Below are 26,100 nucleotides of genomic sequence, written 5' to 3'. Positions count from 1 at the left end.
TATCTTGCGATAATCCGTTTTTCCTTTGCCCATGCACTTGTTTATTCAGAGGCTTCTTCGTTCTATGTCTGAAAACGCGAATTTGTTAAAGCACCGTTTCCGTGGTTATTTTCCTGTCATCATTGATGTGGAAACTGCCGGTTTTAATGCTACAACTGATGCACTGCTGGAAATCGCTGCTGTCACTTTGCGTATGGATGAACAAGGTGATTTGCACCCCGACAAAACCGTGCATCATCATGTCAATCCCTTCGAAGGCGCGAACCTGGAGCCGGCTGCACTGGAGTTTAATGGTATCGATCCACATTGTCCGTTAAGGGGCGCACTGGATGAAATCGATGTCATGAAAGACGTATGTAAGCAAATCCGCAAACTGCAGAAAGATGCAGACTGTCAGCGCTCAGTGATTGTGGCCCATAATGCCACCTTTGATCAGAGTTTTGTGAATGCCGCGATTGCCCGCAGTAACATTAAGCGCACTCCGTTTCACCCGTTTGTGTCTTTCGATACAACGACACTGGCAGGGTTAGCCGTTGGTCAGACAGTGCTGGTTAAGGCATGCCGGGAAGCCGGGATTGCGTTTGACCAGAGTGAAGCACACAGTGCCCTTTACGATGCAGAGCGGACAGCTGAACTGTTTTGCTACATTGTGAACCGCTACAAACATTTAGGTGGCTGGCCAGTCGAGCCTGCTGAATGACCGGTCACAGGGACAGTTATCCTGTTTCTATTTGATGTCGCCCCTTTCTTGTTAACAACTTGTAACGTACACTGAGAATAACTGAATCGTTTAAGTCGTGTACGTTATGAAACATCCCGTTGTCCTCTGGACCCTGACCGTCGCCTTCGCCGGTTTTCTTTTCGGATTTGATACCGCTGTTATTTCCGGCGCTGATCAGCCTATTCAGGCTTTATGGCAAACCTCAGATCTGACTCACGGATTGCTGGTCATGTCTTCTGCCCTGTGGGGTACCGTTGCCGGCGCCCTTACCGCCAATATTCCCTGCGATAAATTTGGACGCAAACCAGTACTTGTTGGCATTGGTATTTTGTATGTGGTGTCAGCCATTGGCTCCGCACTGGCAACCGATCCTGTGTTTTTCAGCATTATGCGCTTTATTGGCGGGTTTGGGGTCGGCGTGTCTTCCATTGCGGTGCCCGCCTACATTGCTGAAATTGCACCGGCGCAGAAACGGGGCCGCATGGTAGCCGCCTATCAGTTCCAGATTGTGTTTGGTATTCTCATCGCCTTTCTTTCAAATTTTATACTCTCCGCCTGGTTCAGCCTTGACTGGCGATGGATGCTGGGTATAGAAGCCATTCCGGCAATGATTTATCTGTTACTAGTACTTAATGTACCGGAAAGCCCGCGCTGGCTGCTCCTGCACCGGAATGATGAAAAACAGAGCAGGGATATTTTGCTCCGCGCCGGTGAAACTGACCCGGATGCTGTGCTGGCTGCGGTAAAGCGGGACGTTCAGAATCATCGCAGCCCGTCACTGTTCAATGCTGCCTACCGTTTACCGGTGTTGCTGGCTTTTCTGGTAGCGATGTTTAATCAGTTGTCAGGCATTAATTTTGTTATCTACTTTGCACCCAGAATATTCTCACTGGCCGGCCTGGATGCTTCTTCGGCTCTGTTGTCCAGCGCCGGTATAGGTCTTGTTAATCTCATATTCACGCTCGCCGGACTGGCACTGATAGATAAAATGGGCAGACGACAATTGCTTTTTGCCGGCTCACTGGGCTATCTGGTGTCTCTGAGTCTGCTCACCTGCGCGTTCTGGTTGCAATGGCAGGGAATACTCGTGGTGGGTCTGATATTTTTATTCATTGCTTCTCATGCCATGGGCCAGGGTGCTGTGATTTGGGTGTTTATTTCGGAGATCTTTCCTAACAGTGTCCGCGCCAAAGGTCAGGCCCTGGGCAGCAGCACTCACTGGGTGTTTGCAGCGCTGATTGCCCTGCTGATGCCCTGGTTGCTGAGCCAGTTTTCAGCATCTGCTCTGTTTGCGTTCTTTACCGTTATGATGGCCTGCCAGCTTATTTGTGTGATTACCTTTTTCCCCGAAACACGGGGAGAGACGCTGGAAGATTTGGGAGATGCGCTTTCCCGCTCACAGCGTTAAATCATAACGCCACTACAGAAATAAAAAAACGCCGCAGGAGCAGTGCTCCGTGCGGCGTTTTCCGGTATTTCAGGCTTTGCTTACAGCTTGTCTGCTTCTTCAGACAGGTATTTAGCAACACCGGCAGGAGATGCATCCATACCCGCTTTACCTTCAGTCCAGCCAGCAGGACATACTTCACCGTGCTCTTCATTGAACGTCAGCGCGTCAACCATACGCAGCATCTCATCGATGTTACGGCCCAGAGGCAGATCGTTAACGACCTGGTGACGTACGTTACCTTCAGCATCAATCAGGAATGAACCACGGAAAGCAACACCCGCTTCAGGATGTTCCACATCGTAGGCCTGACAAATTTCGTGCTTAACGTCAGCAACCAGAGTGTACTTAACCGGACCAATACCGCCCTGATTTACCGGTGTGTTTCTCCACGCATTGTGTGAGAACTGAGAATCGATAGAAACACCGATCACTTCCACGCCGCGCTTCTGGAATTCTTCATAACGCTTATCAAATGCGATCAGCTCAGAAGGACATACGAAAGTGAAGTCCAGAGGGTAAAAGAACACAACGGCTTTCTTACCTTTGATAGCTTCACTTAACGTGAAAGAATCTACAATTTCACCACTTCCTAAAACAGCTGCTGCAGTAAAGTCAGGGGCCGGACGGCCTACCAGTACGCTCATTGTTCGCTCCATTAATCTTTTAAATATTATCTGTTTGCCCGCAGGCATAACCAATATAGGTGCAGTTATCTGAAAGCCAAGGTTTTTCAGGCCTAAATCAAAAATAAATCCCTTTGTTTTCTTAATGTAGACTAAAGATTAATCGAAAGATTGTTGCAGAAGTATTGCTAATTATACAAATAACAACTATTATCATTCACGTTGAAGTTAATAAGGTTTGTTGTATGTTCGTTTGTATGTGTTACGGCGTGACGGATAAAGACATCATGAATGCAGTGGAACAGGACGGTGTGGGTAACATCCGTGAACTGCGTCAGCATTTGGAACTGGGAAACCAGTGCGGAAAATGCATTCAGATGGCCCAGCAAATTATCGATTCGACCATTGTCGATGAATCTCTTTTCAAAGAAGTGTGCTGATCCTCATAGACACACTTCTCTGACGTTTATTCTTCCCTTTCTTTCTTAAAAGTCGTATCGCGACTGCAGATAATAAAAACCACCATTGATACCGGACGGCGCTGTAGGCGGATATAACGCGCCGACGACCTCACTGTACGGATTCCGGTCCGGATATGTATTAAACAGATTAGATGCGCCTAACGCGAAGGTCAGATTTTCTGAATAATGCCAGCTGAGTTCTGTATCCAGCGTAATCATACTGCCACTGTTAATGTCCATGTCTGCTGCGGCGTCTACATGATCCTCATAAAATCCACCATAATATTTCAGGCGCCACAACAGTGACCAGGCCTGCCAGTGCTGTTTTAACGTGCTGGTTACCCGGACAGCTGGCAGGTTATCTTCCAGCATTCTGACCCGCTGTGGGGTAAGACTGGGTACCAGCACCACTTCACCGTCACGGTTTCGTTGCGGGAATGCCGATAACCGCTTCACTTTGGTGTCAGTCCAGTTCATCGAGGTAGTAAGCGCATGGGTGATGCCGGCGACATCAAAACGGTAATTCACTACTACATCTATACCCTGTGTTTCGGTATCGAAATCATTGGCAAAAAACTTTATCGCATTAAAATTATCCGCTTCACGGTTGCCCTGACTTAACAGCAGGTCGATATCACTGTCAGTGAGAGGGATGGCAGATGTTGTGCTAATTCTGTCCTGCAGGCGGATATTGAAATAGTCCATCGTGAGGTAAAAATCTTCATCCCAAAAAGCAACAAAGCCCACACTGCCGTTCACAGACTCTTCCGGCGTCAGTGGTTCTGCTCCCAGCTGCACGGAAATAGGATGGGTAGGCGGCAGGGTTGCCTGATCTTCCAGACCGGAAGAGGCATAGGCAGTGGTAATATTAATGACGTTGCTCTGCCCCACCGTAGGCGCTTTAAAACCGGTACTCAGCGAGCTGCGAAAAGAAATCACATCGTTGAGGACATACCGGAGGTTAATCTTGCCATCCAGTGTTGAGCCGAAATCTGAAAAATGTTCTCCGCGCAGCGCCGTTGCTACCTGCAAATCTTCAGTCAGGTGTAACTCCAGATCGGCATACATGGCCCAGTTATGACGACTCCAGTGGCCCGCAGACATAGGCTGATAGCCGGGAAAGCCATTGGAACCCACACTGAAGCCGGCGGTATCGTTGCGGGAAGCGTCGTTGGCAAAGGGCCCTTCCACCCACGATGCTTCATCGCCGGCTATTTGTCCGTAGGTTTCCCGACGCCATTCGAACCCGACAGCCACGCTGGCCGGTTTGGATGTCCAGCCATCATAGAAGCGGGAAAAATCTAGATTTACCGTCCGCTCGACCTGGCTTACTGCGCCGGGGGAAAAGGATAAAGGAGACGCATCGCCCAGGGACGGGTTAACGGTGTTTTCCAGACGAAAACGCACATTGGAGTATCCGACACTGCCACTGAGGTCAAATAGCCAGTGCTTGTTCAGTTCGCCCCGAATCCCTGCGAATAAAGAGCCGTCTTTGATCACACCGCCGAAGCGGGGAGTAAAACCACCGGGGAACCACTCATTGAATGCAAAACAGTTTGCCCCTGTTGGCGTAGTGTTATCTGCAATAAGCTGATAAGCAGGATTGTCCAGCACATTTGCGCCGGAAATGAAGATATCCGGACAGGCTATCCCCTGTCCTATGCCGTCTTTATCGGCAACTAACAGTTTATCCTCTGACGACTCCGGATCACTGAACACACCCAGCCGGGTATGCGGATGACGGTAATAAAAGCCGCCATCTACCGCACGCCGTGCCGCGGTGCCGAAAAAATACAATTCAGTGTGATCATCCAAAGGCAAACCGGCATTAAAAGCCAGTTTCATATCACTGCCTACATCCAGCGCGCCCCAGATTTGCGAGGGGTCAGTAACATAGGGATTACCGGCTTCGGTCAGTGCCAGTGCATCAGAGCGCTGCACAGACCGGCTGGTCGCATTCTGCTGCTGATATTCTGCCGTAATATTAAAAAAACCGTCACCCAGTGCCAGACCGGTATTCGCCTGCAACTGCACGCTTTCTCCGTCACCTTCGTAATACTGCCCGGTTTTGCCGGCGATATACCCGCCCTCACGGCGGTTATCCAGTACAAAGTTGATAACACCGGCGATCGCATCAGAGCCATATTGCGCAGCAGCGCCGTCGCGCAGTACTTCCACCTGACGCATGGCGCCTGCCGGCAGCACTGAAATATCCGGTCCCTGAGCGCCGTCTGACAGTCCGCCACCTAAAAATGTGATTACTGCAGAACGGTGTCTGCGTTTGCCATTCAACAATACCAGCGTGTGATCAGCCGCCATTCCCCGCAGGTTTGCCGGGCGAACCAGACTGGCGGCATCGTTAATGGGCTGGTCGTTAACATTCAGCGACGGCACTACGCCGGCCAGCATGGTTAATACATCTGTGCTGCCCTGCGCCTTCAGTGCATCTCCGGCAATAATGTCTAAAGGTACCGGTGACTCCACAACTGAACGGGGTGCGCTGCGGGTGCCCACAATAGCAATCCGTTCAATAGAAAAACCAATATCGTCATTGACTCTGGGGCGTGGCGGACGCGGTGGCGGTGTTTTCAGCTCGTTGACCGCTTTCACCGTTAACATGCCGGTTGCGTCAATCTGTACGGCAAGCGCAGTGCCGCGAAGCAGCTGCAATAACCCTTCCTGCAAAGTAAACGAGCCGGTAAGACCATTGGCGCGGACTTTCTCTGCCAGTTCGTAGGGAAAAAGTAATGTGGTATTTGCCTGTTTGGCAAATTCAGTGAGAGCAGCGTCAGCACTTTGAGGAGAAATATCGAAGTCGATTTTTTGCTGCGCAACCACAGGCGCGGTATAACTGGCTGCGCAAAAGCTTGCAGCAGTCAACACGCGGATTAGCGATAAGCGAAGAAGTGTTTTGCGCATGAAAATCTGACAGTCGACAATATCTTTGTTGTAAAAAGAAAACCGCCACCCATACCGGGAAGTCCGTTTTCAGCCCGTTTTATTGTTATTTTTGTGAGTAAACAGGACGTTTAGCAACACAACTACTTTTCTTTTATTCGTTAATAATAGTAAAACCAGAACCCTGTACAATAATAACCGCAAAAACATCAAACCGCTCAGTTAAATATTTTCCCGCCTTACCGGATCACTTCCTTTATACGCAACGCTACAGAATTCTGTGCTTTTACACAATATGGAAACAGCAGGAAAAGTGGGAATAAAGAGTATAAAGCGGAAATATAGGGTTAAACGGCGGACCCGGTATTATTTCTCCGGAATATTCATATGACAGTCAAAGCGTTAACTACAACACTGCCCGTCTTAGCGGGCAGTATACATTGTGTTATCCCTGTTGTTCAGACAACTGAATGGTCATCGCGTCAACACGTTTATGTTCAATGTGGAAGCTGTTCTTTAACGCCGACAACAAGCCACTGATGTCGCCCACTTTGAAATATCCTGCAACCCGCTTCTGCTTCAGCGCTTCACCTTCAATGGTAAAATCAACAGCGGTGTAGCGTTCAATTTCACGTAAAGCATCTTCCAGCGCCTCGCCTTTAAACACGATCATACCCTGTTGCCAGGCCAGGTCCTGTTCCATTGCATCGGTATCCAGATTTTTAAGGTCGCTAAGTTCGCCGTCGACGTTCGCTTTTTCGCCGGCAGTAAGCAGTTTCAGATTGCCAAATGCATTGCCTTTCTGAATCATTTCAGCAATTTCTTCCCGGCTCACAGAATTTTGTTTGTCCTGCACCAGCACTTTACCTTCTGTCACCACCAGCTCAAATGCTTCGTTGTTTGTGTACTGCATATTAAAAGCGGTACCAATGGCTGTGACCGTATTTATGCCGGCTGTTACGGTAAATGGTCTGGAAGCGTCGTGAGCCACCGTGAAGTGTGCTTCGCCCTTAATTAAATCAATAAGGCGGCGCTCGCCGTCAAAGTTAATCTGAATGGCCGAATTAGTGTTCATGTGCACCACTGAGCCATCATTTAAGGTCAGTGTTTTCTGTTCGCCAATGGCCGTTCCGATGCGTTGCGCCAGATGATAGCCGGTGTCATTCTGACCCAGCCAGTAAGAATCAACCATCATGGCAGCTGCTGCTGCCATAAGCAGAAAACCGGCCGCTACGCTCCAGCGTGCCTGGCGAAGTACTTTTCTGGCTTTGCCCGTTTCCCCTTTAATCTGCGGTCGCAGGGGGAACATGCCTTTTAATTCATTCAGTACACTTAAATCATCCCAGACACGCGCCACGTCAAATAAAATACGGCGGTGGCTCTGACTGGCATTCAGCCAGTCCCTGAGCGTGTCTGTTTCTTCGCTGGTTAAGCCACGATCGATACGGCTTACCCAAAGGCAAGCTTCCTCGTGTATGTCATCCTTACTGGTGAATTTGCTCACATTACTCATGGCTTAACTACTTGTTTGTCCTGATCTTGTCTGCCCTGTTGTACCTTTACCACCGGTACCGGCACTGGCTGCCAGAAAACGTGAACATTGCAACAGCCCTTTGGCTACATGTTTTTCGACGGTACTTTCACTCAGGCCCGTCAGATCTGCAATATCCCGCTGGCTCATGCCATAGACTTTCTTTAATAAAAACACCCGCTTCACTTCAGGCGACAAGGACTCTGTTGCTCTGCAAAAATGAATAAAGCGCTCTTTACTTTCGACATGCTTCTCAAGGCTGTAACCCACTAAATCGTGAGGAAGCATATCCATATCATCTACCGGCTGGTTTAACTGGCTCGCCGCACTGTTCACGTGATTAAGCGCGAGATTTCTGGCCGTTTTCAGCATGTAGGTCCGCTCATAGCGGATTTCCTGTTTTAATTCAGCCTCATAACTTTTAATAAAGGCTTCCTGCACGATGTCTTCAATATCATCCGAACTGACAATAGCACTCACCGCCCGCATCATCTTTGTGCGGTATTTTATAAAAGTGGCGGCGATAGTCGATTTGTTGGACATAATCTCTTTACAGGCAGTGTAGCTAAACCGTTACAAGTCGCTCTATGATGCCAGTTTTTTGCTCATGAAGTCATGCATTATTTTTTATACTTAAGTTGGGTACAAAGGGGGCAGCTGCCCCCTTTTTTGTAACCCTTTGCTACGCTTAGAAGGTATAAATACCGCGAACGTAGTAGAAGCCACCGTTGATACCCAGCGGAGAGGTAACCGGATAAGCTGCACCGGCAATCTCATTGTCATACTGCGTATTGCGGTCCGGATATTCATCCAGCGCATTCTTCGCACCGACAACCAGTTGCAGGTTTTCGCTTACGCTGTAACCCACTTCAACATCCAGAGACAGCTCAGAACCGATGTTATCGATTGGTAAGCCTGAATCCAGGTGATCTTCAAAGATGCTACCGTAGTAGTTCACACGACCCAGCACGCGCCAGTCACCATTGGTGTGGTTAGCAGTGAAGCTCCAGCGGGTTGCCGGCAGGTTGTCTTCAAGCATACGCACACGCTCTGGTGTGATGTTCTCAGACGCCTGGTCTACAGTAGTTGAAGTCCAGTTGTATGCCAGAGAGTACTTAGTCTCGCCGCCGAACATGTCCTGGCTGTAGTTAGCGACAACGTCAAGACCTTCAGTAGTGGTATCGAAGTCGTTGGTGAAGAACTTAACCGCGGAGAAGCTTGATGCGTCAGAAACGCCTTGCGCCAGCAGCGCAGCAATGTCTTCTTCTGTCAGTGCGATAGCAGATGTTGTACTGATACGGTCAGTCACTTCAATGTTGTAGTAGTCAGCAGTCAGGAACAGACCGTTATCAAATTCAGCAACGACACCGAAGCTCATAGATACAGACTCTTCAGGCGTCAGCGGCGTACCGCCTTTCTGAACAGAGATAGGATCGGTAGGAGGCAATGTAGCCTGATCTTCCAGCTGGCCGCTTGAACCGAATGCTGTGGTTACGTTACGTACGGTGCTCTGACCAATCGTTGGTGCTTTAAAGCCTGTTGAGTACGCACCACGGAATGCAATGCTGTCAGTCACCTGATAACGGGCAGACAGTTTACCTTTCGTGGTATTACCGAAGTCAGAGAAGTCTTCGTAACGTACTGCTGCTGCAACCAGGAAGTCGTCAGTCAGATATAATTCTGCATCCAGGTAGAATGCGATGTTGTTACGTGACGCTTCACCCTGACTCTTGTTAGACAGACCCGGGAAACCGTTTGAACCGATACCGAAGCCCTGAGAAGCCAGCGGGCCGATAGTGTAAGACGCAATGTCACCGGCTTTCGCTTCGTAGCTTTCATGACGGTACTGGAAACCACCGGCAAGGTACAGCGGCTCATTCAGACCCACTTCGATTGGCTTAGTCAGGTCAATATCCAGAGTCTGTTCAGACTGTACATAGGTACCCGGCTTGAAAGAAGTAGGTGTTTCCGGCCCCATAGACGGGTTGATGGTATTTGAAATGGCAAAATCAATTTCATTCTGACCCAGGTTTAAGCTGACGTCATAACCGATTTCGTTAGCCAGTTCACCACGGGTACCGAATACCAGTGACATATCCTGAACGGTACCACCGAAGCGCGGCGTGAAACCGCCCGGGAACATTTCGTTAAACGCAAAACAATCAGGATTGTTAGCCACTTCATTGATATAACGTGGATTTTCAAGAACGTTAGCACCAACGCGGATATCAGTTGGGCAATTGCCTGACATATCGTCAGTCAGATCACCAACCAATAACAGTTGATAGCCTTCACCATCATCAATAACTCCATCACCATTCAGGTCTGCGGCTTCTGTACCACCGTCGTTAACACCACTACGGTTATGCGGGTTACGGTAGTAGAAACCCCCTTCTACTTCACGCTCTGCGTAGTTACCGAACATATAGGCTTCGGCATTATCGCTCAGTTCCAGACCTAAGTTTGCGAAAACTTTGATGTCGTCTTTGATTTCAGGGCTACCCCAGATTTGAGCAGGGTCAGCAACAAAGGTATTTCCGGCAGCAATCAGTGCAGCCGCATCATCACGCTGTACACTGCGTGACGTTGGATCAGAAGTACGGTATTCAGCAGACAGGTTAATAAAACCCTTCTCGCTTAACGGTAAACCGATATTACCGGAAACCTGCATCATGTCACCGTCACCTTCATAGTATGAACCGTAACGGGCTTCGAACATGCCGCCTTCATCAGCGTCTTTGAGTACGAAGTTAACAACACCGGCAATCGCATCAGAACCGTACTGTGCAGCAGCACCGTCACGCAGAACTTCTACCTGTTTCAGAGCAGATGAAGGAATAACTGAAATGTCAGGACCCTGTGCACCGTCAGACAAACCACCACCCAGGAAGGTGATAACTGCAGAGCGGTGACGACGCTTGCCGTTTACCAGCACCAGAGTGTGGTCTGAAGCCATACCACGCAGGTTAGCCGGACGAACCAGTGTTGACGCATCGTTGATAGGCTGGTCATTTACGTTGAAAGAAGGTACGACGGTTTGCATCATCGACACCATGTCCGTTGCGCCCTGGTTCTGGAACTCATCACTGGAGATGATATCTACCGGAACAGGAGAGTCGCCGACTGAACGGGGAGCGGCACGGGTACCGACAACAGCGATTTTTTCAACATCTTTCGCTTCAGCTTCTTCACTTTCCTGCGCATAAGCATTCACAGAGGCCAGCATACTTACAGCAGCAGAAGCTGCCAGTGCAGCACGCACATTTTTTGTCAGTTTTGACATTGACGTTTTCATAGTGGTTTCCTGGATTTTGCGATTTTTCCCCCGGCTGAATCAGCACTGAAAATGACGTGTCAATTTAGCCGGAATTTTTATATTTTTAATAATACACACACTAACTTTTACCGCGTTAGTTGGGGAACTTATAGACCGCAAACCCATAGAAAACAAACCTTTTTAGCCAAAATAAAAATATTTTTTAAAGTGATGGAGGATTTTGATTTCTGACCTGTCTATTACAATATTGGCGGGGTTTAAGCGCAGTGAAAATCAGTCCGATCCGGCTAATTTATATACAACTCTTGGTTATCTCCCTTTCGACCGTATTGTGTTTTTCTGACACAAAAAACCCGGCAAAAGCCGGGTATTTTTTTAACTTTTTTCGGACTCTGAAAACCGGATTATTCTTCTTCAGTTTTATACTTTGCAGCAGTGTCTTTGATCAAAGGTTGCAATTCATTTTGCTGGAACATTTCGATAATGATGTCACAACCGCCAACCAGTTCGCCATCTACCCATAATTGTGGGAAAGTTGGCCAGTTAGCGTATTTAGGTAATTCCGCACGGATATCCGGATTTTGCAGAATATCCACATATGCAAATGGTTCACCACATGACATCAGCGCCTGTACGGCTTGTGCAGAAAAACCACAACTAGGCAGTTTAGGAGAACCCTTCATGTATAAAAGAATTGGGTTTTCGCCAATTTGCTGCTTAATTCTGTCTACGGTTGATTCGGTACTGTTTTCCATCCGATCCTCTCTGGTGGTGGGAGATACGTTCAGTGCATTATGGGTATCTTAACGCCGGATTCAAGGGCTGAAAGCGGTTTTTCTGTCATAGCATGACTATCTTTTCATTAATGTGATCTGAAATCTCCTGTTAACCTTAACAGTGAGTATCACTATTTGTGGCAAATCAGATGATGATTTTTTTGCATTGCACCACTAAAAATGCATAAATTTGTCATTGAGTTATCAAAATCTACCCTTATATCTGTATACAGCTTTGACCGTTGTCGTTTTCCCGCGCCCATGTTGTGAACAAAGTGGGAATATCGACGTTAATACATTGAAAAGAATGGAGAATTCAAATGGCGTTTGAACTACCACCACTGCCGTACGAAAAAAATGCACTTGAACCGCACATTTCAGCAGAGACGCTGGAATACCACTACGGTAAGCACCACGCCACCTACGTAACTAAACTGAACGGTTTAGTGGAAGGCACAGACCTGGAAAGCAAAGATTTAGAAGAAATCATCAAAACTTCAGAAGGCGGTGTTTTCAACAACGCAGCTCAAATCTGGAACCACACGTTCTACTGGCACTGCCTGAGCCCAAATGGTGGCGGCGAAGCCACTGGTTCCGTTGCTGAAGCGATTAAAGCAAAATGGGGCTCATTTGAAGACTTCCAGGCTGCATTCGACGATAAAGCAGTAAATAACTTCGGTTCAAGCTGGACCTGGTTAGTGAAAACTGCTGATGGCTCTCTGGACATCGTAAACACCAGCAACGCAGGTACGCCAATTACTGAAGAAGGTGTTACACCTCTTCTGACAGTTGACCTGTGGGAACACGCTTACTACATCGACTACCGCAATGCCCGTCCTAAGTATCTGGAAAACTTCTGGAAACTGGTTAACTGGGAATTCGCGAACGAAAACTTCGCGAAGTAATTGCTGAGCGAAAGCTGAATCCAAAGAAAAAACCCGCAATCGACTGCGGGTTTTTTGTTACACAAATTTAACGTCAACTGACTGGCATTAAAGACAAAATCTATTCGAAAAGGTTCATTCTTTTATTAGACTAATAATTGAGCGTTTATTACCAAATATCCTGAAAATTTCCTTTTAAAGTTGCCAAAGAGGACTAAGCTGTAAAGACGGGAATCCGTTTTTTGGGGAAATCTATGGGTATTTTCGAGCATTACCAGCAACGTTACGAAGAGCGCCAACAAGAAGAATTCACCATCCAGGAATTTCTGGATATCTGTAAAAGCGACCCGACAGCCTATGCGAACTCTGCAGAAAGGTTGTTACAGGCAATAGGCGAGCCTGAAATGGTCGACACCTCTACTGACCCGGCACTCAGCCGCATATTTTCGAACAGGGTCATTGCGCGCTATCCGGCCTTCCATGAGTTTTACGGTATGGAAGAAGCGATAGAGCAAATTGTCTCTTATCTGAAGCATGCTGCTCAGGGCCTGGAAGAAAAGAAACAAATCTTATATCTGCTTGGTCCGGTCGGGGGCGGTAAATCCTCTCTTGCAGAACGGCTCAAAGAGCTGATGCAAAAAGTACCGATTTACATGCTCAAAGGCTCACCGACCAACGACCATCCATTTTCACTGTTCGACCTTGCCGAGGATGGCAATATTCTGGAAAAAGAATACGGCATTCCAAAACGCTATCTCAAAACCATTATGTCACCCTGGGCCCGTAAGCGGCTGCATGAATTCGGTGGCGATATTTCTAAATTCAAAGTAGTACGGGTTTATCCGTCTGTGCTCGACCAGGTGGGTATTGCTAAAACAGAACCCGGTGACGAAAACAATCAGGATATCTCATCACTGGTGGGCAAAGTGGATATCCGCCGTCTGGAACAATTCGCACAGAACGACCCGGATGCTTACAGCTATTCCGGTTCACTGTGTAAAGCCAATCAGGGCTTGATGGAATTCGTGGAAATGTTCAAAGCGCCAATTAAGGTGCTGCACCCGCTACTGACGGCCACACAAGAAGGCAACTATAACCCGACTGAAGGGTTTTCTGCCCTGCCCTTTGATGGCCTGATCCTGGCTCACTCCAACGAATCGGAGTGGCAGTCTTTCCGGAATAACAAGAACAACGAGGCATTTCTCGACCGCGTATACATTGTAAAAGTGCCCTACTGTTTACGGGTATCAGAAGAGATGCGGATATACCGCAAGCTGCTCGACAGCAGTGAGCTCAGCGGCGCGCCCTGTGCTCCGGACACGCTGGAGTGTCTGGCACAGTTCACAGTATTGTCCCGTCTTAAAGAGCCTGAAAACTCCAGTGTCTACTCTAAAATGCGGGTTTATGATGGTGAAAGCCTGAAAGATACCGATCCGAAAGCCAAGTCTTATCAGGAATACCGTGATTACGCCGGCGTTGATGAAGGTATGGAAGGGCTCTCTACCCGTTTCGCCTTTAAGATTTTATCCCGTGTGTTCAATTTCGACCATCAGGAAGTAGCAGCAAACCCGGTACACCTGTTCTACGTGCTTGAGCGGCAAATTGAGCGTGAGCAGTTCCCTCAGGATACGGCGGACAGATACCGCGAATATCTGAAGGGCTATCTTATTCCCCGCTATGTGGAATTCATTGGCAAAGAGATTCAGACAGCCTATCTGGAGTCCTATTCTGAATACGGCCAGAACCTGTTTGACCGTTATGTCACTTATGCTGACTTCTGGATTCAGGATCAGGAATACCGCGATCCGGAAACCGGTCAACTGTTTGACCGAAGCTCACTGAATGCCGAACTGGAGAAAACAGAAAAGCCGGCGGGTATCAGTAACCCTAAGGATTTCCGCAACGAAATCGTCAACTTTGTGCTGCGGGCCCGTGCTAATAACGGGGGCAAAAATCCTGCCTGGACGAGCTATGAAAAACTACGCACTGTGATTGAGAAGAAAATGTTCTCCAACACAGAGGATTTATTGCCAGTGATTTCTTTCAACACTAAAGGCTCCACTGAAGATAAGAAAAAACATGATGACTTCGTTAACCGTATGGTGGAGAAAGGCTATACCTCCAAACAAGTCAGATTGCTATGCGAATGGTATCTGCGGGTACGCAAAGCGTCCTGATTTGTCGCTTCAGGCAAACCAGACTCACGCATTGTTGTTGCAACCAAATAGTAGGTATCTATGGCGCATTTTATCGACCGAAGGTTAAACAGTAAGGGAAAGAGCACGGTAAACCGTCAACGCTTTTTACGCCGCTACAAGCAGCAGATAAAGCGGGCGGTATCCGATGCGGTCGGCCAGCGTTCAGTCACCGATTTGGAGACCGGCGAGCAGATCAGTATTCCCGCACGTGACATCAAAGAGCCGGTATTTCATACCGGCCAGGGCGGCCAGCGCACCATCGTTCACCCCGGCAATGATCAGTTCACGGCCGGGGACAAAATTGAACGTCCTCCCGGCGGGGGCGGCGGACAAGGACAGGGCGAAGGTGATGCCAGTGACAGTGGCGAAGGCCAGGACGAATTTGTATTCTCAATTTCCAAAGATGAATACCTTGATTTATTATTTGACGATCTCGCCCTTCCCAATCTTAAAAAGAATCAGTTTGATAAGGTGGTGCAGTACGAAACCTATCGTGCCGGCTATCAGACTGATGGTGTCCCCAGTAACCTGGACATCGTCCGTTCGCTGAAAGGTTCAGTTGCAAGACGAATCGCGCTGACCGGCAGTGACCGGAAAAAACTCCGCGAGAAAGAAGCACAACTTAAAGCCCTGAAAGCTGACAAGCATGACAATGCGCTGGCCATCATGGAGCTTGAAAAAGAAATATCAGCGTTGAAACAAAAAATTGCCAGAGTGCCATTTATTGATACGTTTGATTTACGCTTCAAAAACTATGACCGGCGCCCGGTGCCCACCAGCAAGGCGGTGATGTTTTGCCTGATGGATGTATCCGGCTCAATGGATCAGGCAACCAAGGACATGGCAAAACGGTTTTACATTTTGCTGTACCTGTTTCTTACCCGCGCCTACGAGAACGTTGAAGTGGTGTATATCCGTCACCACACTCAGGCCAAAGAAGTTGACGAACAGGAGTTTTTCTACTCACAGGAAACCGGCGGTACCATTGTGTCCAGCGCGCTGAAGCTTATGGATGAAATCATCAAAGAGCGGTATACAGAGAGCGACTGGAATATCTATGCTGCACAGGCATCGGATGGTGATAACTGGGCCGATGATTCGCCGCAATGCAAACAAATACTCATGAAGGAGTTGCTACCGGCAACCCGCTATTTTGCTTATATCGAAATAACAGAACGGCAACATCAGAGCCTGTGGCGGGAATACCAGCAGGTCGAGAACAGTTGCGATAACTTTGTCTGCAAACACATTCAGAGTGTCAGCGATATTTTCCCTGTATTCCGCGAACTCTTTAAAAAGTCGGAACAGGAAGCAGCCCCGGGAGGATAGTATGGCAAAAACGACGAAGCGGGCTAAGACCCCTTTGAGTGACGGTCCGGACTGGACTTTCGATATGCTTGAGCAGTACGAAAGCCATATCGATCGTATCGCCAAAAATTTCAAACTGGATACTTACCCGAATCAAATTGAGGTCATTACTGCTGAGCAAATGATGGATGCCTATGCCAGCATTGGTATGCCCATTAATTATGCGCACTGGTCTTTTGGCAAAAAATTCATTCAAACCGAGCAAAATTATCGTCGCGGCCAGATGGGACTGGCCTATGAAATTGTTATCAATTCCGACCCTTGCATTGCGTATTTGATGGAAGAAAATACCATCACCATGCAGGCACTGGTCATGGCCCATGCCTGTTACGGTCATAATTCCTTTTTTAAAGGCAACTATCTGTTTCAGACGTGGACGGATGCCAGCTCTATTATCGATTACCTGGTGTTTGCCAAAAACTACATCGCCAAATGCGAGCAACGCTATGGCACCGATGAAGTAGAGAGTATTCTGGACTCCTGCCACGCCCTGATGAATTACGGTGTAGACAGGTACAAACGCCCGCAAAAAATATCTATGCAGGAAGAACAGGCCAGACAGGAGCAGCGGGAGAAATATCTGCAATCTCAGGTAAATGAACTGTGGCGTACCCTGCCCGACGCCCACGCCAGTGAAAAACCGAAACAACAGCGTTTTCCGTCAGAACCTCAGGAAAACCTGCTTTATTTTATAGAGAAAAATGCCCCCCTGCTTGAGCCCTGGCAGCGGGAACTGGTGAGAATTGTGCGTAAAGTCTCCCAGTATTTTTATCCGCAAAAACAAACTCAGGTAATGAACGAAGGCTGGGCTTGCTTCTGGCACTATCATATTCTGAATCAGATGTACGATGAAGGACTGGTCACTGACCGCTTTATGATGGAATTTCTGCACAGCCACAGCGGCGTGGTAATGCAGCCTGAATATAACAGCCCTTACTATTCCGGCATTAACCCTTATGCCCTGGGTTTCAATATGTTCATGGACATCAAACGAGTGTGCCAGAACCCCACGGCGGAGGATAAATACTACTTACCGGATGTTGCCGGAAAAGACTGGCTTGAAACGGTGCATTTTGCCATGCATAACTTTAAAGATGAAAGTTTCATCAGCCAGTTTTTGTCTCCCAAGCTCATACGGGACTTTAAGCTGTTCGCCATTGAAGATGATGCACGCGATAATTTTGTCAGTGTCAGTGCCATTCATGATGAACAGGGATATTTGAAGATCCGCGAGAAATTGTCTGCTCAGTACAACCTGAGTAACCTGGAACCCAATATTCAGGTATACAACGTAGATGTCCGGGGCGACCGCTCCCTGACGCTGCGGTACATTCCGCAACGGGGCATTCCGCTGGCAGAATCGAAAGAAGAAGTCATGCGGCATTTATTCCGCCTGTGGAAATTTGATGTGTTTTTAGAACAGGATGGAGTAGAAGGCGCAGAAGTAATTGCAAGCTGCACCCGCCCCGCTAACGCCGCCTGATATGCGCCTGCAGCAGGCTGATGAAAGTCTGTCTGCTGCGCTTAATCTACTGACACCCGGCGAACCTTATTCTCTGACGAATGGATATTTCCCGCCGCCCTGCAATAAGTCAAAGGCGGGCTTCTCATTTTCTTTACCGGATGATTTGAACATCATCACAATACCGGCAGGCTCAAACTGAAACTCCGTTGGCGAAAACGCTGTCAGCGGAAAGGCATTCTGGCCTGTGGCTTGCGCCATTAATATCCCGTCTTTGACCGTCAGCGTGATTTTAAGAGGAATAGCATCCGATCTGTATGTCCCCTCGTAAGTGGACAGTTGCGACTCACTTAACGTCACAGGTTCTTTTGAAAAATCCGGTAACTCATAAGGCAGTCCGAAGTAAATACTCAGCACCGCAACACTGATTTCATTCAGGGTGTAATTCACACCGTTTGCAGTTAATGCAAACCCTACGTTCCCCATCTCAAAATAGCCGGATTGGGAAGCAAAACCGTCAATACTGCCGTTGTGGCCCCACAAAGTTCTTTCGTAGAAAGGAAACGGAAACAACCCGTGGCCCAACCCTTTCTGCACCCTCTTCATCATATCCAGTGATGACGATGATACTAATTTGCCTTCAAACAATGCCGTCAGGAATGTCGCTACGTCTGTGGGCGTGGAAATAACTGCACCGGCACCATGAGGCACACTCATGTTTGTTTCTGTAGCCGGCTGCCAGCCACCGTCATAGTAATACGAATTAGCCTGCCCCTGCTCAACGTCAATGGCATCACCGTAAGCCGTACGCTTTAATCCCGCCTTTTTGACAATACGCCTTTGCAGCTGGCTGGCATAACTGTCGTTCCCCAGCTCTTCAATGATATACCCCAGCAAAACATAACCAGTATTGGAATAACGGGTGTCTGTACCTGGCGGGAAATCAGCGTCCAGCGCTTCAAACACAGACAGCATCTCAGCCTTACTCCGGGGAGATGTCATGTATGAGCGGTATGCCGGTAAATTTGTGAAATTGTGCAGGCCGCTGCGATGACTCAGCAACATGCCGATAGTGATAACACCGGCATTTTTAATATCTGGGAAGAACGTGGAGAGGGGTGTATCAAGGCTCAGTTTTTCTTCTTCAATTAATTGAAAAATCATCACTGCGGTAAACACTTTGGTGATCGAGCCCACGCGATACTGCGTATCCGCTCCGGCTTTACGGCCAGAGGCGACATCAGCAAAGCCAATGGAGCGTTGATAAACGGGCTCACCGCCATCAACAATCGCTACACTCAGCATCGCCTTGTCTTCTTTTTCCAGTAACGCGAAGTATTTGTCCAGTTTTGCACTGTCAAAACCCTGTGCACAGACGCCCCACGCAGCGAAAGCCAGCAGTAAAACAAAAACCCTTTTCATATGCACTCCCTTGCCAGAAATTACGGCGATGATCAGAGTCAGAATGACACAAATTTCACCGCCAGGTGCAATCTACACTGAGGGATTTACAGACGTATTTCAACCTTTATGGCTATTTTAAATGCAACAAATTGTCATCAACGGGGATAGTGGCAAAAAAGCACAGGGACGCTAGGATGCGCCCTGTGTATTAATTGTCGGACGATGGCAAAACAGCAGACAAACAGCGCCCAGGAATGCCGCACCGGCAGCAAAGGCAAAGGTTTCATAAGCATGAACACCCTGGTCCCACAACTGACCTGCCACATAGTTGCCCAGCGCTCCGCCCATACCGAAAGCAATACTGACGTACAGGGCCTGACCGCGACTCTGGAAACGGGACGGGAAAAAGTGAGTGATGAAGTGCATAGCAGTAACATGCGCCAGGCCAAAGCTCAACGCATGAATAAGCTGACTGATCACCACAACCACGCCATGCTCTGCCCACGCCGCCAGCGCGTACCATCTGCCTGCTGTTAACACCATACACCACAATAACAATTGCCACACACCCACTCTGGCAATCAGTCTGCGGGCGATCAGGAAAATACCGATTTCAGCCACAACGCCAATGGCGATGAGCATACCGGTTTGCTGACCGCTGTAATCGAGATCACGCATGTACAGAGCAAAGAATCCGTAATAAGCCCCAAAACTTACCTGCAATAAAGCGGCGGAGGCCAGAAATAACAAAAAGGTTCTGTTGCGGGCAATTTGCCACAGCGTACCGGTTTCTTCATCCTTAGACGGCACTTTGTCCGGCTGACGAATAAACAGAGAAGCCAGAAACAACCCGGTCAGCACAAATAAACTGGCATACACCGGCGCCTCTGAGGAAAAGATATCCAGCGCTTTTCCTGTGGACACAGTAAGTACTATAAAACCGATACTGCCCCACAGACGAACCTGGCCATAACTTATCCGGGTGGGTTTTACTGACTGAATGGTGATCACCTCAAGTTGAGGCAACACCGCCGTCCAGAACATCATCATTAACCCGAAAGCCAGCGTGAGTCCCCAGAAACTGCTAAACCAGAATACAGATGTAAAACACACCACAGACAACAGGCAACCCAGGCGGACAACATTTACCGCTTTACCGGTTTTGTCCGCCACACTGGCCCACAGAGACGGACCGACAATACGGGATAAGGTAATCACTGCCCACAATTCACCGATGTCTGACGAGGTAAACCCGCGGCCATCAAGAAAAATGCCTAAATAAGGCGTGAGTACACCAAGCTGACCAAAATACAACCAGTAGGTAACCGCAAGCAGAATGATATTGGTGCGCGAATGAGCATTCATAACACGCACCACAGATTAGAATTGTTCAAAGAGAGGCGCTTATTTCGCAGAGTTGCCCGGAATGACAGGGGTGCCGGACGTGATACCGGCATTCTGTGCGCGGTGGCGCAGCACGTGATCCATTAACACAATCGCCAGCATTGCTTCAGCAATGGGCACAGCACGGATACCTACGCACGGGTCATGGCGACCTTTCGTCACGATATCGATTTCGTTGCCGTCCACATCAATGGTTTTACCGGGCACTGAAATACTGGACGTTGGCTTAAGCGCCATGTGCACAACCAGATCCTGGCCACTGGAAATGCCACCCAGCACACCACCGGCGTGGTTGCTGCTGAAGCCATCCGGTGTCAGCGTATCGCGGTGCTCACTGCCCTTTTGTTCTATCACACCGAAACCATCGCCAATCTCAACGCCTTTCACCGCGTTAATGCCCATCATGGCACTGGCAATGTCAGCATCGAGACGGTCGAAAACCGGCTCGCCTAACCCTACAGGCATTCCCGTCGCCACTACCGAGACTTTCGCACCGATAGAGTCGCCTGATTTTTTCAGGTCACGCATGTACTGGTCTAATTCGTCCAGCTTACTTTCGTCAGGACAGAAAAACGGATTGGTGTTTGTCACGCTGTGATCAACGGTCTCCACTTTTACCGGTCCAAGCTGGGAAAGATAGCCATGAATTTCGATGCCGCAGCTCTCTTTCAGGAATTTCTTGGCAATACCGCCTGCCGCAACACGAATAGCTGTTTCACGGGCAGAAGAGCGGCCACCACCACGGTAGTCCCGCGTGCCGTATTTTTGATGATAGGTGTAATCCGCATGACCGGGACGGAAACGGTCTTTGATATTGGAATAGTCACCACTGCGCTGATCGGTATTCTGGATCAACAGGCCAATGCTGGTACCGGTGGTTTTACCTTCAAACACACCCGATAAAATTTGTACCTCATCACCTTCCCGGCGGGCGGTGGTGTAACGGGAAGTGCCGGGTTTTCTGCGATCTAAATCAATCTGCAGATCGGCTTCTGAGATTTCCAGTCCCGGAGGACAGCCATCAACCACGCCACCTATTGCAATCCCGTGGCTTTCACCGAATGTGGTGACAGTGAATAATTTTCCAAAGCTATTACCAGACATCTGTATTAACTTTCCTTCCCGTTAAGATATGAAACCAAAGACGCACGGGAGACGGCAAAAATACCGTGTCCGCCGTGTTGAAGTGCTACCCATTCCACGTTTAACCCGGCAAAACGTTCAGCCATATGCACCTGACTGTTGCCGACTTCCACCAGCATCCAGCCATTTTCTTTTAAATACACCGGTGCCTGCTTCAGCATCTGCTCAACCAGATCCAGACCATCTTCTCCTGCCGCAAGGGCTAATTCAGGCTCATGCTGATATTCGTCCGGCAAATCATTCATGTCTTCTTCATCGACATAAGGCGGGTTCGACACGATTAAGTCGTACCGCTGCCCTTCCAGACTGGTAAATAAGTCTGAATGAATGGGGAAAACACGGTCGCCCAACTGATGTTCCTGAATATTGAAATCTGCCACTTCCAGGGCGTCGTGGGAAATATCCACAGCATCCACCTGAGCTTCAGGAAATGTATGGGCCAGCGCAATAGCAATACAACCCCCACCTGTGCACATGTCCAGAATACTGGCCGGCTCAGATGACAGATAAGCGGAAAAGCGGTCTTTGATCAATTCGGCAAACGGTGAACGGGGGATCAACACTCTTTCGTCAACGTAAAAAGGCATGTCGCAGAACCATGCCTCACGGGTAATATACGGCAACGGCATGCGTGTTTGTACCCGCTTTAAGACTAAATCTGCAACTTTCTCTTTTTCTGAAGTGGTAAGACGGGCTGAAAATAAGCCGTCACCGGTTTGCGATGTAATATCCTGTGGCAAATGCAGAGCATGCATTACCAGGCAAACAGCTTCATCCCAGCTGTTATCAGTGCCATGCCCGTAGTACAGGTGTGCATCGTTAAAACGGCTCACAGACCATCTCACCATGTCCAGCATGGTGTGCAGTTCACGGATGGCTTCGTCTAAATAAATCTTATCGGTCATGGAGTGTGGTACATCGCCAGAAATAAAGCTGGTATCATACCGAAACTCGCAATGACACCCAACACAAATTGCGCGATAACAGACGTGCAGATGAACACAGGTTAAAACAGACAGGAGAAAATGGTTGGCTGATCAGTGGAAACCGGAAGACGACGACAATGACATGTCATTATTCCGGGAAGCGGTAAGTGGTATAAAGCCGCTGTCACAGGACAAAATTGTGCATAAACGCCGTCATGTGCCGGCGAAGCGACTACATTCCGCCACCCGCCCGGACAGCCGTCAGCAAAAGCTGCTGGATGCCAGTTTTGCCTTTTCAGATGTCTATCAGGCCAGCCTGCCCCATCAGGGCCCCATGCGGTATTGCCGCGAAAATGAACCGACACATAGTTTGAAGCGATTACGACGGGGAGATTTCTATCCTGAGCTTGTACTGGATTTACACGGTCTGAACCGCGAAAACGTAAAGCTGGAATTATCCGCACTCATTTATACCGCGCGCAAAGAGCTTATTGACTGTGTTGCCATTGTCCATGGCATCGGTTCCGGCGTACTAAAAAACGCCTTGCCTCACTACCTGGTTCAACACCCCCATGTCAAAGCGTTTCACCAGGCTCCCCTGGAGTATGGCGGGCAAGGCGCGTTACTGGTGCTTATCGAAACCCTTGATCCGGGCCTCAGTAAACAATAACAAACTATTTATCCGGTCCCGCGCTGTTGTGCATAAACAGCCATGTGTAATAACACATCATCAAAACAACGATAAAAATACCCAGAAGTGAACCCCATACTACAGGGTCTTTAAGCATGGTTAGCCACATCAGATTACTCCCTAACATTGATAACTTTTTACAGTGCTAGTGTGCATGGCTGCGACAGGTAAATCTGTGATCTGAATCAATGGGAACAGTCGATGCAAATAAGACCCGTGATGCAGATCAAAAAGGTTTTTTTAAAAAAATAGGAATTAATTCACAAAACGATATTGCAAATCATTATCATTTACACTATATTGTTCCTGCCTGTTCGACGTTGGGTGATTAACGGTCTTGGCTTAGCGTCGATTGTAGGCAGGTGTGTGGTGCGCCTGCCTACTTCTTTTCTCTCCCGGTAACCTTCGTATTGAGTCCTTCGTATTGAAAACACTGCCGCGTCCGGTATTTTTTCACCAAGAATGCCAGCCCCTTACGCAGTCACATCATCATTATGTGAACAGTTTCCAAAACCAGCTTTTCTGCAAGTCTTCTTCGCAGGTTTTTAACTGGGTAGCATAACGCAATGAGCGTGCTTTAACCGTTCCGGCCACCTTTTTCAGCCAGGGCTTACTGTTGTAGGTACGGCGTTTATACCCGCGCCACCCTTCATGGTAATTCAGGTACTGGGCATAGCCGTCCCACTTTGATACACCATTAATTTTATATGATTTGGAAATAAACCAGCCCATGAAATCCATGGCGTCATCAAAATCATCCCGGTCCGCCCAGCTGTTGCCGGTTTCGTTGACATAGTCAGACCAGGTAACCGTTTTAGCCTGAGAATATCCGTAAGCGGAACTGACCCGCCCCCATGGAATAAGACCAAAAAATACATAATGTTTTGGTGGCAGTGCATCATGCCGGAATGAGCTTTCCTGATACATGATTGCCATAGGAACATGGATTGGCACGCCCCATTTATCGCGGGCATCAGCGGCCGCATCATACCAGTCTTCTTTTTCGTAAAAGATTTCGCAAATGTTACTGGTGTCCTGAGGAGGCGACGTGGCACAACCGGTGATACCACTTAAAAGCAGTACAATTCCGGCACCTGCAAAAAATCGTTGTGAATTGTTGAACTTTCTCACTGCCCGCTGTCTTAATAAGTGTTCTGGTAATAAATGTGTGTGTTTCCCTGGAACATTCTTATGCCTGGCTCCCTTGCCAGGCATTTTTTTATCCCCGGCAAGGTCAATTCAGGCTTCAGCTGTCCCGTGTAGCCATCGGTTCTGCGAAATAACCGGCAATAAAATCTGCAAAAGGTACTTCATCCGTCGCCTCAACAGCGTGCTGCGCAGCCAGTGAATCAGCGGCCATTTTTTCAAATGCTTTCAAATCATAGTGCAGATATTCATAGCCTTTAAAGGCTTCCGCGTACTGCTTAGCCAGATTAAGCCCCAGTACGCCGTTATCCATATCATTTTCAAGCAACGTTGCCAGAATTTTACCGGATGGCGTTTCATCAGCATTAAGTACTTTTTGCCACTCAGCTTTGACAGCATCGCTGTAAGCCGATGTTCCGTTGGCGTTATCAAGCACTTTTGCCGTTTGCTCAAATACAGCAAACAGCCCTTCACACCATTCGCGGAAGGCAACACTGCCGTCTTTGTTTTCCAGCATCAGGTCAGGATTACGTCCTTCCAGAACCACTTTATCCATATTCTCCCTGCAAACGGTGAGCTCCTCTGCCGTCATTTCAGGGCTGTCTGTCAGCAGGCAAGAAAGCATGAAGACATCGAGGAAATCCATCTGGCCTTTGTCAATGCCCACAGGCGAGAAAGGATTCACATCCAGTACCCGCACTTCCACATAGTTAACACCGCGGCGCACAAGGGCATCGGTAGGTTTTTCCATGGAACGCGTGGGCTGCTTGGGACGAATGGGAGAATACAGTTCATTTTCAATCTGCAGAATATTCTTAGATAACTGCTGAAAATGCCCGCCCTCACCGGCGGCAAACTGGCCGAACCGTGAAGACGGCGTGTACATGGCACTACGAAGCTTTTCCACATAGGTATCGATGTGGTTATAGCAAATTTGCAAAGCTGACTGCTCTGAGTTGGTGTAACCCAGATCGCTCATACGCAAAGAGGTCGCATAAGGCAGATAAACCGTGCCTTTACCGACTTTTTCAAAATTCAGCGTCGTCGGCTTCCCTTTCAGGAAGGACTGACACAGCGCCGGCGATGCCCCGTACAGATACGGCAACAACCAGCAGAAACGACGGTAATTACGGATCAGCGAGAAATAATCAGCAGAAACCTGATCCTGAGAATATTCTACACCGTTGAGTTCTGCCCACGCCTGCCAGAATGTATCCGGCAATGAAAAGTTAAAATGCACACCGGAAATCGCCTGCATCATACTGCCGTAGCGATTTTTAAGTCCCATACGGTACACGCGCTTCATTTGTGCAACGTTAGATTCACCGTAATAAGCCAACTGAATTTTATTTTCATCATCAATGAAACACGGCATGCTCATGGGCCACAACATTTCGCCGTTCATATTTTCGCTGGCGAATTTGTGTATGTCCCTTAACTGGGTTTCTGTTACCTGACTGTCTGCCACCGGCGGTGTAATAAATTCCAGCAAGGCTTCAGAAAAGTCGGTAGTGATACACTCGTGGGTCAGTGCCGAACCCAGAGCCTGAGGATGGGCTGTTTCCGCCAGCCGGCCATTGGACTGTATACGGAGGCCTTCACGTTCGACGCCATGTTTAATGTCTTTTAGTGCACTTGAAAACGCAGTCGCGTTCATCGCCGCAAGGCGACGGGAGAAAGTTGGCTCTGATGAGGTCAATGTATTCATCCATAGAGGAGGGTCAGCACCACGATGTG

At 48.4% G+C, this 26,100-nt stretch carries 21 protein-coding genes; 8 read left to right on the top strand and 13 right to left on the bottom strand.

The genetic code is table 11. The features are described 5' to 3' along the window. The first annotated feature begins 64 nt into the window (after positions 1–64). Both rnt and ACXAG2_RS08975 read left to right on the top strand, forming a co-directional pair. Complete coding sequence (rnt, locus tag ACXAG2_RS08980) at positions 65–700, top strand: ribonuclease T (protein ID WP_474866102.1); 636 nt, start codon at positions 65–67, stop codon at positions 698–700. A gap of 106 nt (positions 701–806) precedes the next feature. Continuing rightward, the gene (locus ACXAG2_RS08975; RefSeq protein WP_474866099.1) at positions 807–2,129 is read left to right on the top strand and encodes a sugar porter family MFS transporter; all 1,323 of its coding nucleotides are present in this window, start codon (positions 807–809) and stop codon (positions 2,127–2,129) included. 80 nt (positions 2,130–2,209) lie between these two features. On the opposite strand, the gene ACXAG2_RS08970 is transcribed toward ACXAG2_RS08975, so the two are convergent. Next, a complete protein-coding gene (locus ACXAG2_RS08970) occupies positions 2,210–2,815 on the bottom strand; it encodes a peroxiredoxin (RefSeq protein ID WP_119500677.1) in 606 nt (201 codons plus the stop codon). A gap of 224 nt (positions 2,816–3,039) precedes the next feature. Between ACXAG2_RS08970 and ACXAG2_RS08965 the strand changes: the two genes are divergently transcribed. After that, positions 3,040–3,234, top strand: a complete 195-nt coding sequence (locus ACXAG2_RS08965) for a (2Fe-2S)-binding protein (RefSeq protein ID WP_119500676.1) — start codon at positions 3,040–3,042, stop codon at positions 3,232–3,234. Positions 3,235–3,279: 45 nt separating this feature from the next. Here the strand turns inward: ACXAG2_RS08965 and ACXAG2_RS08960 are convergent, their stop codons facing one another. From ACXAG2_RS08960 to ACXAG2_RS08940, 5 genes are all read right to left on the bottom strand, one after another. Further along, the gene (locus tag ACXAG2_RS08960; RefSeq protein WP_474866096.1) at positions 3,280–6,174 is read right to left on the bottom strand and encodes a TonB-dependent receptor plug domain-containing protein; all 2,895 of its coding nucleotides are present in this window, start codon (positions 6,172–6,174) and stop codon (positions 3,280–3,282) included. Between the two features lie 424 nt (positions 6,175–6,598). After that, complete coding sequence (locus ACXAG2_RS08955; RefSeq protein WP_119500675.1) at positions 6,599–7,666, bottom strand: FecR family protein; 1,068 nt, start codon at positions 7,664–7,666, stop codon at positions 6,599–6,601. Between the two features lie 3 nt (positions 7,667–7,669). Next, positions 7,670–8,227 carry an RNA polymerase sigma factor gene (locus ACXAG2_RS08950; RefSeq protein ID WP_474844733.1) on the bottom strand — a complete coding sequence of 186 codons (558 nt, stop codon included), beginning with the start codon at positions 8,225–8,227 and terminating at the stop codon, positions 7,670–7,672. Between the two features lie 145 nt (positions 8,228–8,372). After that, positions 8,373–10,979: a TonB-dependent receptor plug domain-containing protein gene (locus ACXAG2_RS08945; RefSeq protein WP_474866094.1), complete on the bottom strand. Its 2,607-nt coding sequence runs from the start codon at positions 10,977–10,979 to the stop codon at positions 8,373–8,375. 386 nt (positions 10,980–11,365) lie between these two features. Beyond that, positions 11,366–11,716: a Grx4 family monothiol glutaredoxin gene (locus tag ACXAG2_RS08940; protein WP_119500672.1), complete on the bottom strand. Its 351-nt coding sequence runs from the start codon at positions 11,714–11,716 to the stop codon at positions 11,366–11,368. 341 nt (positions 11,717–12,057) lie between these two features. On the opposite strand from ACXAG2_RS08940, the gene sodB reads away from it, so the two are divergent. The 4 genes from sodB to ACXAG2_RS08920 all read left to right on the top strand — a co-directional run bounded on the left by sodB (position 12,058) and on the right by ACXAG2_RS08920 (position 17,670). Continuing rightward, entirely contained in the window at positions 12,058–12,642 is a 585-nt protein-coding gene (gene sodB / locus ACXAG2_RS08935) for a superoxide dismutase [Fe] (protein ID WP_119500671.1), read from the top strand. 233 nt (positions 12,643–12,875) lie between these two features. Further along, positions 12,876–14,798, top strand: coding sequence for a PrkA family serine protein kinase (locus tag ACXAG2_RS08930; protein ID WP_119500670.1), 1,923 nt, complete (start codon positions 12,876–12,878; stop codon positions 14,796–14,798). Positions 14,799–14,858: 60 nt separating this feature from the next. Beyond that, positions 14,859–16,148, top strand: a complete 1,290-nt coding sequence (locus ACXAG2_RS08925; RefSeq protein WP_474866091.1) for a YeaH/YhbH family protein — start codon at positions 14,859–14,861, stop codon at positions 16,146–16,148. Position 16,149: 1 nt separating this feature from the next. Beyond that, positions 16,150–17,670 carry a SpoVR family protein gene (locus ACXAG2_RS08920; RefSeq protein WP_474866088.1) on the top strand — a complete coding sequence of 507 codons (1,521 nt, stop codon included), beginning with the start codon at positions 16,150–16,152 and terminating at the stop codon, positions 17,668–17,670. A 66-nt stretch (positions 17,671–17,736) separates the two neighbouring features. On the opposite strand, the gene ACXAG2_RS08915 is transcribed toward ACXAG2_RS08920, so the two are convergent. The 4 genes from ACXAG2_RS08915 to prmB form a co-directional block, all read right to left on the bottom strand. Then, the gene (locus tag ACXAG2_RS08915; protein ID WP_474866085.1) at positions 17,737–19,071 is read right to left on the bottom strand and encodes a serine hydrolase domain-containing protein; all 1,335 of its coding nucleotides are present in this window, start codon (positions 19,069–19,071) and stop codon (positions 17,737–17,739) included. A 171-nt stretch (positions 19,072–19,242) separates the two neighbouring features. Further along, entirely contained in the window at positions 19,243–20,418 is a 1,176-nt protein-coding gene (locus ACXAG2_RS08910) for an MFS transporter (protein ID WP_119500666.1), read from the bottom strand. A gap of 39 nt (positions 20,419–20,457) precedes the next feature. Beyond that, complete coding sequence (aroC, locus tag ACXAG2_RS08905; protein WP_474851090.1) at positions 20,458–21,561, bottom strand: chorismate synthase; 1,104 nt, start codon at positions 21,559–21,561, stop codon at positions 20,458–20,460. 5 nt (positions 21,562–21,566) lie between these two features. Next, positions 21,567–22,505: a 50S ribosomal protein L3 N(5)-glutamine methyltransferase gene (prmB, locus tag ACXAG2_RS08900; protein ID WP_119500664.1), complete on the bottom strand. Its 939-nt coding sequence runs from the start codon at positions 22,503–22,505 to the stop codon at positions 21,567–21,569. Between the two features lie 124 nt (positions 22,506–22,629). Here prmB and smrB point away from each other — a divergent pair, with 124 nt between their 5' ends. Next, complete coding sequence (gene smrB, locus ACXAG2_RS08895) at positions 22,630–23,196, top strand: endonuclease SmrB (protein WP_232373506.1); 567 nt, start codon at positions 22,630–22,632, stop codon at positions 23,194–23,196. Between the two features lie 4 nt (positions 23,197–23,200). On the opposite strand, the gene ACXAG2_RS08890 is transcribed toward smrB, so the two are convergent. The 3 genes from ACXAG2_RS08890 to gshA form a co-directional block, all read right to left on the bottom strand. Next, entirely contained in the window at positions 23,201–23,314 is a 114-nt protein-coding gene (locus ACXAG2_RS08890; protein ID WP_442858453.1) for a DUF3149 domain-containing protein, read from the bottom strand. A 395-nt stretch (positions 23,315–23,709) separates the two neighbouring features. Continuing rightward, complete coding sequence (locus ACXAG2_RS08885; RefSeq protein WP_474866232.1) at positions 23,710–24,303, bottom strand: transglycosylase SLT domain-containing protein; 594 nt, start codon at positions 24,301–24,303, stop codon at positions 23,710–23,712. 160 nt (positions 24,304–24,463) lie between these two features. After that, the gene (gene gshA / locus ACXAG2_RS08880) at positions 24,464–26,062 is read right to left on the bottom strand and encodes a glutamate--cysteine ligase (RefSeq protein WP_474844847.1); all 1,599 of its coding nucleotides are present in this window, start codon (positions 26,060–26,062) and stop codon (positions 24,464–24,466) included. Positions 26,063–26,100: the final 38 nt, after the last annotated feature.

Source organism: Alteromonas sp. ABH4_456, assembly GCF_056160645.1.
This window is presented reverse-complemented; position numbering and strand designations above follow the sequence as displayed.